At 50.5% G+C, this 12,703-nt stretch carries 12 protein-coding genes; 5 read left to right on the top strand and 7 right to left on the bottom strand.

Going from position 1 to position 12,703, the window contains the following annotated elements; genetic code table 11:
- Positions 1-17 precede the first annotated feature (17 nt).
- From QMX93_RS02700 to QMX93_RS02685, 4 genes are all read right to left on the bottom strand, one after another.
- Entirely contained in the window at positions 18-1,442 is a 1,425-nt protein-coding gene (locus QMX93_RS02700) for a protein kinase (RefSeq protein WP_178081008.1), read from the bottom strand.
- Positions 1,443-1,728: 286 nt separating this feature from the next.
- Positions 1,729-2,097, bottom strand: a complete 369-nt coding sequence (locus QMX93_RS02695; protein ID WP_098949296.1) for a histone-like nucleoid-structuring protein, MvaT/MvaU family — start codon at positions 2,095-2,097, stop codon at positions 1,729-1,731.
- 76 nt (positions 2,098-2,173) lie between these two features.
- Positions 2,174-2,575: a hypothetical protein gene (locus QMX93_RS02690; protein WP_098949297.1), complete on the bottom strand. Its 402-nt coding sequence runs from the start codon at positions 2,573-2,575 to the stop codon at positions 2,174-2,176.
- Positions 2,568-3,101 carry a 3'-5' exoribonuclease gene (locus QMX93_RS02685; protein ID WP_138183475.1) on the bottom strand — a complete coding sequence of 178 codons (534 nt, stop codon included), beginning with the start codon at positions 3,099-3,101 and terminating at the stop codon, positions 2,568-2,570. Before QMX93_RS02685 ends, QMX93_RS02690 begins: the two co-directional genes overlap by 8 nt.
- A gap of 524 nt (positions 3,102-3,625) precedes the next feature.
- On the opposite strand from QMX93_RS02685, the gene QMX93_RS02675 reads away from it, so the two are divergent.
- The 3 genes from QMX93_RS02675 (at position 3,626) to mauJ (ending at position 7,990) form a co-directional block, all read left to right on the top strand.
- Positions 3,626-4,336, top strand: coding sequence for a hypothetical protein (locus QMX93_RS02675; RefSeq protein WP_098949299.1), 711 nt, complete (start codon positions 3,626-3,628; stop codon positions 4,334-4,336).
- Positions 4,337-4,853: 517 nt separating this feature from the next.
- Positions 4,854-6,578 (top strand): hypothetical protein, encoded by a 1,725-nt coding sequence (locus QMX93_RS02670; RefSeq protein ID WP_138183476.1) that lies wholly within the window; start codon positions 4,854-4,856, stop codon positions 6,576-6,578.
- Between the two features lie 86 nt (positions 6,579-6,664).
- Complete coding sequence (gene mauJ / locus QMX93_RS02665) at positions 6,665-7,990, top strand: methylamine utilization protein MauJ (RefSeq protein ID WP_178081009.1); 1,326 nt, start codon at positions 6,665-6,667, stop codon at positions 7,988-7,990.
- 278 nt (positions 7,991-8,268) lie between these two features.
- Here the strand turns inward: mauJ and QMX93_RS02660 are convergent, their stop codons facing one another.
- From QMX93_RS02660 to QMX93_RS02650, 3 genes are all read right to left on the bottom strand, one after another.
- Positions 8,269-8,979, bottom strand: a complete 711-nt coding sequence (locus tag QMX93_RS02660) for a hypothetical protein (protein WP_098949301.1) — start codon at positions 8,977-8,979, stop codon at positions 8,269-8,271.
- Entirely contained in the window at positions 8,979-9,449 is a 471-nt protein-coding gene (locus QMX93_RS02655; protein ID WP_010218777.1) for a RusA family crossover junction endodeoxyribonuclease, read from the bottom strand. The genes QMX93_RS02660 and QMX93_RS02655 overlap by 1 nt, the downstream gene beginning before the upstream one ends.
- Positions 9,450-9,529: 80 nt before the next feature.
- Positions 9,530-10,696, bottom strand: coding sequence for a restriction endonuclease (locus QMX93_RS02650; protein ID WP_098949302.1), 1,167 nt, complete (start codon positions 10,694-10,696; stop codon positions 9,530-9,532).
- A 265-nt stretch (positions 10,697-10,961) separates the two neighbouring features.
- Here QMX93_RS02650 and QMX93_RS02645 point away from each other — a divergent pair, with 265 nt between their 5' ends.
- Positions 10,962-11,582: a hypothetical protein gene (locus QMX93_RS02645; protein WP_010218781.1), complete on the top strand. Its 621-nt coding sequence runs from the start codon at positions 10,962-10,964 to the stop codon at positions 11,580-11,582.
- The gene (locus QMX93_RS02640) at positions 11,575-12,687 is read left to right on the top strand and encodes an XRE family transcriptional regulator (protein WP_098949303.1); all 1,113 of its coding nucleotides are present in this window, start codon (positions 11,575-11,577) and stop codon (positions 12,685-12,687) included. The genes QMX93_RS02645 and QMX93_RS02640 overlap by 8 nt, the downstream gene beginning before the upstream one ends.
- Positions 12,688-12,703 lie beyond the last annotated feature (16 nt).

Genomic DNA, 12,703 nt, shown 5'->3' with positions numbered 1-12,703 from the left:
TGGTTCATCCTTACCAGCTAGCTCCTACTAGCGCTCCGCTGAATATAGGCCCTAAATTCGTCAGCGGACATGGTGTTATGCCGGGCGTCGTAGGTATCTGGTACGCGATTGTAGACAGAAGAACTGCTGAAGATCACGAAGCTGCCGCGTGACAATCGCGTGACACGCCTTGCCTCCTCACTCAGAGGTCTGCCTCGATACTCATTTTCGAACCAGGCATTTAGAGGTGCATAAACACCAGGTGCGATCTCAGTAAGCTCCTCAGAGTGTTCAAGGTATACGAAAGCATCATTATCTAGCGCAGGATAGATAGGCTTGAGTTCAAGCCTGAAATAATTCCACTCTGGCTTCCCGGCACATGACTCAAAATAGAGGCGCTCTGGACAGCAAATTTCAAACATACGATCACTGACCTGCAGCTCAATCATGTCGTTTTCCGGAGCAAGGTCTGCCGCTATCAGCGTCATTCCCCCTCCTGTCGGATAGAACATATGATTCAACCCGGAACTCGATGCGGCGGTATTCAGCACAGCGCAGATTTGTAGCCGGTCTTCCCACTGAGCTCTAGCTGGCGTCCCTAACGGGAATATTTTATCCGCGACCTCTCGCCACTCATGCCCATTTCTGGTATCGAAATCGTCATTGATGCCCTTCCATTGCTCCAACATCTCTATGAAATGCTCAAGAGGAGGTCTCTGTCTGGGTTCGTGGTCGGTAGAGGTAGCTAAAAGCTCATCAAGTGGCGTCAGGTAGAGTTCGGGAAAGTAGTGGCGTAGCCCTACTGAAGTACGCGGGTCATACTGCCCATCGAACCCTAACGGTCTACGGGTCAGAACCATCCAGAGCGATTTTGCTAACGAATAAATGTCTGCCAGTTGTCCATCGGCCTCAATTGGTGCTCTCCTCATTTCTGGTGCCATAGTGAATTTCGCACCGACGTCCCGGCGCTCGGGTGTCAACCCTTCTGCGTTTGGGAGCTTCACCAGACCAAAGTCTGAGAGGCAAATCTGACCGTCCAGAACCAAGAAGTTAGCAGGCTTGATATCTCGGTGAGAGATACCTCCGCCATGCAGCCGACTCAGAGTCTTTGCTAGAGTCTGAAAGTCGGTGGCAATCTCGAATGGGTTCTTGTGCTCTATGGTGTCCAAGTAAGGCACAGCTAACGGCATGACGTACCAAGGTCTCTCCCTCTTAGGATTCGCCGGAATATAGCTGTCCAGTAGAGGCACGATTCCCTCTGGGATGCCAAGCCCCTTCAACACCTCTATCTCTCGACAAAAACGCTGATATGGCTCATCAGTGCCGCCGCGTATGAGGACTTTTATCGCTCGGTGTTCTCCACCTTCATTTGTGGCTTCCCATACCTCGCCATTGCCGCCCTTGCCGAGGAGCTGACCCAATGTCCACTGACCAAAAACTGCACCTTGCTCAATCCTGCTCAAAACATGCTCTCGTTTAGGTGTTATTCAAATGCCTTCAAAAAGCAAGGCGCCTTACAGTGGGATGCTACGACCCCCTACCTATCGAGGTGGCGGTTCGGTGAAGCGAAGTCTAGGCTAGATCATGCGTTCTCGAGCACATTCAGATATCTGATAAAACGCAGACAAAAGAGCTTGCTCTGACGGGCAATGCCGAACCTGGTTGCCAACTCAAGCGCTACTGAACGAAGCATTTCCTATCCCCATAAAGAAGGGCCCCGCAGGGCCCTCCATTTGTACTCAACAGATGTTACTGGGCCAGCCAGTTCTCGACTGTGTCGGAACCGAACTTGGCCTTCCATTCCTTCAGAATTTTATGATTGCCCCCTTTCGTCTCGACAACTTCGCCCGAGTGAGGATTCTTGTAGACCTTGACTGCGCGAGCTTTGCGGCTGCTTTTAGTTTCAGCAGCAGCTGGAGCGCGGCGGCTATTGGACTGAGGATCCAGGATGGCGATGATGTTGCGCAAGCTGTAACCATACTCACCTAGCAGGTCACGTAGTTTCGTTTCGAATTCAATTTCGCGCTTCAGACTATCATCGTTTCTCAGTGTTTCAAGCTCTGCCAATTGGGCAGCAAGCTGTTGTTCAAGCGCGCGGAATTCAGCGAGACGGGACATGTAACACCTCAGATATTTAGTGTTGCCAGCATAGTCAGCACTATCCAAAGTAGACAATCGAAGGGCCCTCAGACGCCTAACGCTGATGCTCACGCCTTGCAGACATGTGAGCATCCAAGTGCTTCATCTCAGCCTGCCATTGAGTCAGAAATTTGTCCCAGTCATGGGCGTACGGGCCATCGACTAGACGCGTCGATCCGATGCTCGCTTGCAGAAAGCGTTCACGCCATGGCTGGGGAATACTGGCCTCGTCAACGATGTTGATACCGGAACTGTGGCGCTCAATCAGGACTGCTTTGCGGACAGCATCAATATCGAGATGTGGATGACTCTGGTTTAAGTCCACGCGCTCCTGGTCTTCAATGTCGTCAAGCACATTCAAAATAGCGGCAGCTTGTGGGTCGCCCGGCACCAGGTGCGAAAGTGTCCAGAGGGCTTTGCGCCTAACAGACTCACGCGTACGAAGATCATCAGCCATGTTCAGTGCCTCGATTGGAACCGGCAGTCAGTCGGCGATAAAGGTCGGCTAAGAGGCGAGCATCCAGCAGCGCGTGATGGGGAAGTTCCGGGAGCGTCACGTCGCCGATATCATCCGCTTCGAGATGCCTGAATAGCAGGATCAGGTTGGTTGGACTATTGGCAACGTTGGCAGGCCAACGATGATTTACGTAGGCCAATAGGCAGAAGAGATCCCAGTCCCAATCCGGCGCGTCCGAGCAAATCTCGAGCGGGCCTTCAAGGGTGCTCAAGAAAGCGAGCAGTGAGGTTTGAGCTTCGACCAAGGGTTGCCCATGTTGAGGGAGGTTGAGCTGAGGCAGGACGTTCTGGATCACGAAGTCGCTGCAGTCTGCCACTTGGTAGGTATCTGTGAGCTCGACGTAAAATTCGTGGCCGGCCTCGGACACGAGTGCCAGCGAAATCAACTTCGTGTCGCGGTTAAGCTGAGTGAATTCGCAGTCCAAAAATACCTTCATCCCCTCCTCCCCTGTGAGTATCTGGTTCATGCGTGCCAGTGTACCTTTGGCAAAACGATCAAAGCCGGCTGGTTTCTTTTATGACTTTAACCGATTGTCCTGAAGAACCTACGCCTGCGCTCACAGCGAGAGAGGTTTGCCAGGTATTGCGCGATGTGATCTTTGGGCGACGCGTGATGGTCAGAGTATGCGCTCAGACTTGGGACGAACTCTATGCCGGCATGTTCTTGGTCGAGATCGAGGGATTGAGCATTACGATCTTCAACGACTGTGATGAGCTTGTTTACTGCGAAGCGTGCGTGAGTTCGGATGGACGGCGCTGGTCTTTCGACTCAGGGGATCGATATGGGACTGAGCCGGTAGCTCTACTTAGCACGTGAGAGCATCAGATGCTTGAAAACCTGCTGAAGGCGCTCTGCAAACCATATTCAATAGTGGGCGCCTTGATGGATCGGCTGCAGTGAGCCAGGGCTAGGCCATGTCTTGAGCCGAAGGGGTTCCACAATCGCGCCTTTACCCTGCCGGCTTGGCCGATGTTCATAGAGAGAGAAGTCATGACTTGTATTTTGGTTGCTCATCTAGGTGATGAGGTCATCATCGCCGCCGACAAGCGTGTCACCCAAATCACCCAGGACGGCCTGAAAATCCCTTGCGGTGACAATGAGGAAAAGATCGTTAGGACAAAATTTGGCGTCATCACCGGGGCGGGCTCATTGGCGATGCTAGATCCAGTTAAATCGTTTGTTCGAGATCACGGTTTCAACAGCCCTGATGATGTCTTGGACTTGATCCTGCGTACCCGCCACTCGTTCTCAGAATTCCATGCCGAAAACCCTCGTCTTCAAGCAGATCTAGCCGAGACCTCATGGATGTTCACATATCCGACTGTGGTAAATGATCAAGCGATTACACGGTTCGTCTACTTCCACCAGCATCACAGCGCCGAATCCTTATGCGGGCTAACCGAGGGAAGAGTGATGTGCTTCCCTGGCGGTTTTTCCTTGGAGCAAGCGCAAGAGCTGCAGGCCAAGCTACAGGGCGTGGTGACTGCAGCACTCGATTCTTATCCTACTGATCAGGTGAGACAGCTGGTGGCCTCGTACATGCTTACGTTGATTAGCGAAGTTTCGGCCACCAGCGAAACAGTCTCCAACACGTGTGACATCGCTCTCGTAGAAGGTAACAAGGTGATGATTGCGATGTCCGTCAGGGCCGGCGATCAGGCGCTTACATTCGCTCCGATGGCCCACCCAGTGGCTGACTAAACTAAAACTTGGCGCTTCTTGCACGCCTGCGTCGTGTACCAAGCCACTCGCCGTCTGACGCGTTCCGCCCAAGGACTGCGTGCTCCGCTTGCCCCTGCGGATGGTTACTAAGCTCCACGCCAGCAACAATGTGACCTCCACTCTCAACAGCCTGACGTCGAGTCGGGAGCACAGGCGCACTTCAACGGCATACCCACGACCCACTGCGAACGCCAGGAGGGCCTGCTCATGAAAATCCCTAACCGCCGATTGCGACATATCCGCCTCATAGGTCGGGAACATCCATCTTAGGCGTGAGCCACAGCGCTATAGGTGTCGGTCTCCCATTGCTAAGGCATACGTTCAGAAGGGCAGTCATAGGTTGAAGACGCTGATCACCAATGCGAGCTACCTGATCGTCCATCGGGTACGCTGTGAACTAGGCTCTTGCAGCGTTAAAGTCGACCCATGAGGCCAGCTAATAAATAACACGATACGAGTTGCCTACCTTCATCTGGACATACCTAAAGGAGTAGCCATGCTTCAGGTCGCGACAGCTAAATTATTTACCCACCCTTCGCACACCAATCGCCTAAAAGGGGTGCTATACACCAATGTACATCTACCAAGTGACACAACTGTTGATACAGCAATAGGATCATTCACCCCCCTTGCGCACACCCAATACGGTAATGCACTTTTTTGGGATTTCACAGAGCATGTAGAGGGCACCGAATTTGGCCCTGGCGTTTTACATTCTAATGGTATTGACGCCTATATTGATGACTGTGCAAGCGTGTTGTCTTTCGCGCTAGATTGTATTTGCACGCCAAGCTCGTCCGTAGCTGATCGACTTATTAGAGCCGGGGCAATTAATCGGCGCGACACACCTCAACAGCTAATACCCAAAATATTTGATAAAGATAGATATATTAAACCTGAGGATCTCCCTAACTTTCAGAGTTTACTGAAAAGCATAATTGGTCTACCTCGCGTTAAGTTTCTAGGCGTTATGAAGGCAATCCGGACGTACGTTGCAGCACTTCACCGCCTTGAAGAGGATGTAAATCTCTCGTATACCCTCCTTGTCATGTCCATGGAGACTTTGGTTCAGGATTTCGACGGATATGAAAGCAGTTGGTCAGACATAGAGGATCGGAAGCGCCGACCGCTTGAAAAAGCTATGGAGGGCATAGAAAAAGCTCATGCAGATGCCATCAAGGATACCTTGATAAAAGTTGAACACGTGGCCGCTAACAAACGATTCAAGGCATTCATCCGTAGCCACATCAGAGATGTCCACTTCTCTGTCGAGCTCTCTGGCGAGCCATCGCCGGTAGGTAAAAGGGATTTCGAGGAAGCTCTGAATAATATCTACAATGTACGCTCTAAGTACGTGCATACTCTCAAGCCGCTTCCCAACGAATTTTTAGCTTTTTCAGGCTCCAGTGAGACAGTCCATATAGGTGGCGAGCTAATCTTGACTCTTCGTGGTTTAAGAAGGGTAGCAAAGTCAGTAATTCAGTCCTTTATAGAAAACCAAGAACAGATTGAGAAGGAACCTTACAATTACACTTGGGAAAGCCCCAATATAATTCAGGCAAAAATGTGTCCTAGCACGTGGATATCAAGAACGGATGGCCTTTCGAATGAGAGTTTTAGACTGTATTTTGAGGGATACATCTCACTTCTCGACCAATTCTTCACCAACCACCCAGATGGACAATTGTATGACGTTCGAAGGGTTCTAGAAATAGGATTAGCCAAACGCAGCCAACTTAAGCCTGAGCATCATCGGGCCCTCGTCGGCCTATATATTGCCTTTGCTTATTTCACCCATCCGACTCTTCACCCTGAAACCAAGCTTGAAAGCATTGATTACGAAGCTATAAACCTTCCTTCTATCGAGTCATTAATAATTCACACTGCGACGGGAGAAGTAACAGACTGGCCTATTGAAGAACATATAAGGCAGCATAATGCCTATTTCAAAAAACGACATAAGACGTCCGGAATCAAGGTACCTCCTAAATTAGAAGCATGTATGGATCTCGCGCTGGTTGAGCGATGGCGAGCATCAGGCGATCACGATAAGGCGTTTGAGACGCTCAATTGCGCAAGAATTAATAGTCCTGGGCTAATTGAGATACACAGTTTTAGCGACTCCTTCACTTCAGACTCAGCTATTAATTGGCTTAGAATCGTTTATCCATCGTTGAATAAACTACGTTCACAAAACACCTTGGACGAAAGCGGGCTCTAGAAGATAGGCACGCAATCAGGTCGCTCACATCGATAACCAATATAAACTGGGGCGATACAGCAGCGGCCAATCCTAGGAGCTTCACGATGCTTGCAACCGATGATCCATTCGAACGCGCAGAGCAATATCAGGCCCAACGAGGCGAATGGGTGGTTGGCGGGCTGGAAACCCAGGTTTTCTGGCCAAATAGGGCTCAGCTGATAACCTTTGAGGGGATAGAGTTTTTGCTGCAACCAGCTATATCCGAAGGGCAGCATCGGAGCCTCCCTGCAATCGCGCTTCGAGTTAATGGTCAAGACATGACTGTCAATGAAGGGCGAGCGGCAGTGATGCGCTTGGCGACTGCAATGGCCTGGCGTGAGGGTGCGAAAGTAGAGATAGTCATGTGGGGTGGTGGTAGCCATCCACATCGAGTAGGTATGCTTCGCAACAACGCCTTTACCGAGTTTTTTTCTGACGAGAACCTCCACTCCCCTCAAAGCGATGAAGCCCGCAAAGCGATGGCCTACTATCGTGAAGGGCTGTCACTCGGCAATCCCTTCTACTCGTTTCTCGGATTCTACAAAGCGTTTGCCCGCTCTCTGCCTGTTGGCCGAGAACGAGGGCCGTGGATCCAGCAGGCCCTCCCGGTATTAACGGACAGAGACTCAATCGCACGTCGTGATGAGTTGCAGGCTCTTGGGACTGACATTTCCGACTACCTAGCAACACAAGGCCGCCATGCTATCGCACATGCCGAACGCGACGATATCGTAGATCCTGATGACCCGGCTGATCACCAGCGGATTCACATGGACAAGCCACTGATGAGACATCTTGCTGAGCTCGCTATGGAGGAGCGTCTTGGGGTGCCAGCACGGTGGGCATATGAACGGGAGCACCTGTATGAGCTCGAAGGATTTCGTGCTCTGTTTGACCAGGAGCAGTTGGACAGCCTGAAGCAGGGTGAGCTCGCTCCGAACCGGCAATGCGAAATTCCTGATGACTTTTACGTACTCGCACGCAAAGGAAAGTCATGCGCTCCCCTTGGAAATATGCGCCTTATATCCGCTGGCATGGATGACGGGAAGGTAGGTGTTCGTCTGGAGTCGGCCAACGGTCGAGTGGCGTTTATTTTTTGGATGGATTTCAGAAACGAACGTTTGCTAATTGATCCTCTAGCGGGTTGTGGCTTACTAAATGAACGGCGTGATAGCAGAAGTGACATCCCGTCGGAGCTCTCTCTACAGGAGTTTAAATTCGCCTTGTACTGTTATGCGTCGGTGGAAATCTGGTCTTCAAACCTGCAACAGCGCTTAGGTAAATCAGAGCCTTTCATACTGGAGAATGCCATGCCAGACTTGTCTGGGCATCGGCAGATCATCGACGAGCTCAAGGCCGCCTTGGAGAGAATCCCCCCTGAAGAGGACTAACTCCGTGGAGGCGTTGAAGTTATTCGACTCCCTAAATGTAATCACCAGTTGCAGCAGATCCCCCCCGAGAATAGTAATTCTCGCGGAGGATTCGATGTCTCCCGGCTAAACTTAGCCAAGTTCAACTCTGTATAGTGATTAAACGGGTGCCAACCTAAGCGGCATCCTGCATTCATTTAATTTACTCTTGCTCAACCATAACTTCTGGAGCCCTACACTTGATCATTCGCACTTGCTTTATTCTGGATAAATGAAGGCCTTCAAGAAAATGATGATGACTACCAGCGCATTTTATCTCCTGGCATACCATTCTTGCTATAATTTTTTGCTTGCTTCCGAAGGGATTGATAATGTCCCCTAAGTTGTTTCACATACTCCACATCTACAATGGCACCTTGCGTTGCAGCTACAACCACCTCATACATCTGAAACAGGTCATGATTCACCGCATCATCAGTCAGCTCCGCTGGCACTAATCCTCCCTTCCTCAGAAAACTGTTGTATAGATCTAAAATTGAGGCAGTTTCACTGTCGGGGTGGTTACAGAAACGTCCGAACCCCCTAAGAAGGCAAGCGTAGCCCACCCATAGGCTCAGCATCTGTCTAGATGCATACTTCGGTTTTTTGTTGAATACAGGAAATCTAGCTTTTAATAGATCAGTGAATTGCTGATACCTAAAATCGTCATCTCTCTTGTTGAACTCCAAAAACGCAGAATTCTTAGTATCAATGTAGCGAAAATCAACCAATGCATTTGGAAACAGTGAAGCCGTCTCCGCGATTGCGCGTCGCCGAACAGCTATCTGACCCTCCGAAAGATTTGGATTTACGAGTTCTACCAAAACCATCTTACCTTCAGATTCTTTTCGAGCGACGGCGTCAAATCTCGAACTAATCCCCGGAAGCTGTGACTCTACCTCAATAACATATCCCTTACTTCTGTATTCACTTACTATCAAATCAAGCTGGTACCTTTCATACTCTTCCATTACCAAAAACTCCCATTATTATCGGCATAAGCTTCAACTTTAACGGCGGTCGCATGTTGCTTAGGCAGAGCGGAACCTGAAGGCGTAAGCCCCGCCCCATTAGCAATCATCAGCGCCCCTGCGATTTCAGACGCGAAACCGATAGGGACGACCAGGCTTGCGCTGGGTATTGGAGCAAAGCGTTCAGTGATGATCCGAGCTACTGTCTTATCGTTCTTAAGGATATGTGGAGCGAAACCATCAATGGTGTGCTTCAAACCATTATCAACATCTATATATTGCTGACTTATTGGAAAATAAAACACCTTTACGGTTACCGCTCCCTCGTAGGGAATTATCCCAGGGTACTTGATCGCTACAGCTCCTCGAGCCACATTCTCAACCAGTGCCTTCCATATGTTCTTCTTGTTGGAGGTCGAATTAACAGAAGACGGGTTACCTAAAACCGTAAACTCAATCGGGATCGTCATAATCTATTCCGGTCATACATACGTTGAAGGAGCCTTAGCAGTGAGCTTCACTATCGACTTCATTTGAACTTACAAAAATTTCAAGCTTCGTCGGCCTCTGCCTGAAAAATCTCAATCAGCTTCTGGTTATAGTCATCGAGATACATCTGGAGTCCATCACGATCAATTAACCGCACGCCCGCCGTAACGGCCAATTCTTTTGCAGACTTTGTGTAATAGGAGTTCGTGACTACCATAGCCTCGTCGCACCCGTAGAACGCTTTAGCAGAGATGGCTTGCTGCACAGCAGCATTGCCCACAGAGCCAGAGTAGTTCTTAGCCTGGATGACCATGTTTTTACCGAACCGGGTAACGAAAAGGTCGGCGCCTTGATCAGCCGTCTTCTTGGTCTCTTTGACGTCATAGCCAATGGTCTGGAAGATCTCAACCAGGAAGGCTTCAAACTGAAACCCATCCATAGCATCCACCAGGTACATGGTGATGAACTGATTCGGATTAAAATGCTCCAGCTGAGATCCCAGACGCTCGACGAGAATATCGAAATAAATCTCTTCGCAGAGGCTCAGGCCATTCCGGAAAACCTGTATCGGGAGGAGTGGCACACCAGATGTCGACGCCGCCTGGGGATTGAATTGCACATTGGGGAAAGCAACGTCATTTTCCCACAGGTAGTAATAGAACAAGGCCAAGTCAGACCTGAAGGTCGTTCCTGCCTCTTCAATCCAAGAACGTAAGGTGTCGGTAAGATCAGTCCGAATGTGGCGGGTCAATTCTGTGGAGAAGCCCAGATAGACAGAGTTGAAGGCGGTGGTCTGTAGCAGCTTGTCCAATAGGGATGGAAGACCTTCAAGTTCGTCAAAGCCTTTGCGAATCAAGACTTCCCTGAACAGCTCTCTCTCGCTGTACACACCATCCAACCGTGGGCCGGGTACCCCTGCGTCATCGCTGCTACCTGCGCGCTCCCGGGTGGTGTGAATGAAGTTCGTGAAGTACGGCTGCTTTAGCTCCGAGTATTTTCTCAATACGTTGTTCAGAAGATCGTTGAGCTGGGCTTGCTCCTTCTTCTTCCCGAAAAAGTCTTGAATCAAGCCTTTGGATCTGTATTGAAAGTCGGGATAAAACGAAGGATCCAGTGGCGTGAGGTGTCGCAACGTGAGCTCTGATGAAGGCGAAACCTGAGAGCCCATGCACCACGGGCATGCGATCTCGAAGGTAGTTCTGCTGCATCCATTGCATTGGTAAATCATCGCGTCGATTCCTTTCTTGAGTCATCGCGCGGTCTCGCGCTTATCTTGCAAGAGAACATAGCTCAGTGCCATCAGCTCGTCCATCGGGACTATCCAGAGTGACAGAACCGTGCTTGATCAAGTCCTGACGGTACTGATAAAAGCGCCCAATCACGGACACAGTGATCACAATAACACCTGCATCTACCTGGTTGACAATCACTAGAAAATGCACAAAAATGCCAGTTGACACTACTTAGAATTTGCACGCTTTTCGGAGAGTCAAATGCCAGAATTCCAGCATCCAAGCGAGATTGAGCCGAAGCTCAGCCGAGCCCATCTCGATGTCGTTTTCAATAACCTCTTGGACGCTGCGTATAAGGCACTAGAGGCTACTTCGACAGACGATGACACCAATTGGACACGAGGGGTTTTTCCGTATGGGCGCATCCATGGTCGCTTCATACGTCTTCAACGTGAGGGTGACCTTCCTTGGTTCCGACTCGTCAACAAAACACTGGATTACACAGTCAGCGTCAACGGGGTTTTGATGCAGTTCGTAACTGATGACCCTGACCTACGCAAGAAAGGGCATCGTTTACAAAAAAACCAAGTCGAGCGATATCACGACAGCCTTCTCGGGCCAGCCAACGATGGCAACCTCACTTGGCGGGTATACGTAGATAGTGATCGTAACCCTGATGGGCCGACCCTGACGGTCTCGATCTTGGGTTTCGACACGAACCGGAACGTTATCTGCAAATGGGTTCACAACTATGAGCCTTTGGTCTCGGTTCGCACGACCGCGCTTTCGCCAGTCGTTGAGATTGTTGACTCGCTGCCGATCCGTCGCGAGAAAGACGCCGCACAGACAGAAATGAAAGATACCGACTCGAAAGATGAATAACACAACAGGCTTCCTGCCTTTGGGTGATGAGTTTTCGCCCGACAAGCTCCGCCTCGCTAGGTGCGCGGCGGGGCGATCCCTTGCTGAGATTGGTGAGCTACTTGGCGTTACCAGGCAGTACGCGCACAAGCTTGAGGTCAACGCGATACCCTCCCCTAATCAACTGGAGCGGCTTTGCGAAGTCCTGAAGGTTGGGGAAAGCTTTTTCTTTGCCCCCCGAAAAAGTGGCGTCGAGCTAGAGCAATGCCATTTCCGGAGCGTCCGAACTTCGACTCTTACTCTCAAAAAAACCATCGCCGCTCAAGTTGAGATGTTCGAGTTGCTGGTTGATGAGCTGGACAAGGAGGTCGCATTTCCTGTCGTGGACTTCGCTGCCCTTGATGAACCTGTCACCGGTGCTGGGAAGATTGAGTTGGTAGCGGAGCGATTTCGCAGGGAACAAGGATTAGGCTTAGGGCCGCTATCAAGTGTGACAAAGCTCGCAGAGAAGATTGGCGTTTTGGTGGTCAACCTTGCAGACGCTGATGACCGAATTGATGCTTTTTCTCTGTTTAACAAACGTCCTTTAATCGTTCGCAATACATCCAAGGCCAACCCTGGAAGGCAACGGTTTGACCTGGCCCATGAGCTCGGCCATCTAGTCATGCATCAAGGGATCGAGACAGGGTGCCGTGAGACTGAGGAACAAGCCAACCAGTTCGCCAGCGCACTCCTGATGCCACGAGCAAGCTTCGCTGCGGAGTTTCCGACCATGAGAGGGAAGTACCTGAACTGGCCAGCGCTCAAGGAGCTAAAGCTTCGCTGGAAGGTGAGCTTCAAGGCATTAATCTATCGGGCTCGTGCATTGGATCTGCTAACTGCCGATCAAGCGAAGAGTGGCTTTACCTACCTAGCGCGTAAAGGGTTTACAAAAAGCGAAGAGTTTGACGATTTGATTCCGATGGAGTCCCCCCTCCTCGTTCAGCGCGCAATCGACTTACTGGACTACGCGACGTGGAATCGCGTGCTCGCTGCTGCCGGCTTGAGCACGGAGATGGTGAAGATTCAGTTCATGTTGAACGTACCTATCGCCCCTTTACGGTTAGTGAACAGCTGCCAACGCTAGGCTTAACAAAGCTAAC

The sequence above is a fragment of the Pseudomonas sp. PS01303 genome, from assembly GCF_029959385.1.
In the GTDB taxonomy this organism is placed as follows: Bacteria; Pseudomonadota; Gammaproteobacteria; order Pseudomonadales; family Pseudomonadaceae; genus Aquipseudomonas; species Aquipseudomonas rustica.
The sequence above is the reverse complement of the archived record's forward strand: the minus strand, read 5'-3'. Positions and strand labels throughout refer to the sequence as shown.

Excerpts from the sequence above, each read along its gene's own strand:
- mauJ (WP_178081009.1), top strand. The coding sequence starts at position 6,665 with ATGCTTGCAACCGATGATCCATTCGAACGCGCAGAGCAATATCAGGCC.
- QMX93_RS02645 (WP_010218781.1), top strand. The coding sequence starts at position 10,962 with ATGCCAGAATTCCAGCATCCAAGCGAGATTGAGCCGAAGCTCAGCCGA.
- QMX93_RS02670 (WP_138183476.1), top strand. The coding sequence starts at position 4,854 with ATGCTTCAGGTCGCGACAGCTAAATTATTTACCCACCCTTCGCACACC.
- QMX93_RS02640 (WP_098949303.1), top strand. The coding sequence starts at position 11,575 with ATGAATAACACAACAGGCTTCCTGCCTTTGGGTGATGAGTTTTCGCCC.
- QMX93_RS02685 (WP_138183475.1), bottom strand. The coding sequence starts at position 3,101 with ATGAACCAGATACTCACAGGGGAGGAGGGGATGAAGGTATTTTTGGAC.
- QMX93_RS02660 (WP_098949301.1), bottom strand. The coding sequence starts at position 8,979 with ATGGAAGAGTATGAAAGGTACCAGCTTGATTTGATAGTAAGTGAATAC.
- QMX93_RS02675 (WP_098949299.1), top strand. The coding sequence starts at position 3,626 with ATGACTTGTATTTTGGTTGCTCATCTAGGTGATGAGGTCATCATCGCC.
- QMX93_RS02655 (WP_010218777.1), bottom strand. The coding sequence starts at position 9,449 with ATGACGATCCCGATTGAGTTTACGGTTTTAGGTAACCCGTCTTCTGTT.
- QMX93_RS02650 (WP_098949302.1), bottom strand. The coding sequence starts at position 10,696 with ATGATTTACCAATGCAATGGATGCAGCAGAACTACCTTCGAGATCGCA.
- QMX93_RS02695 (WP_098949296.1), bottom strand. The coding sequence starts at position 2,097 with ATGTCCCGTCTCGCTGAATTCCGCGCGCTTGAACAACAGCTTGCTGCC.
- QMX93_RS02690 (WP_098949297.1), bottom strand. The coding sequence starts at position 2,575 with ATGGCTGATGATCTTCGTACGCGTGAGTCTGTTAGGCGCAAAGCCCTC.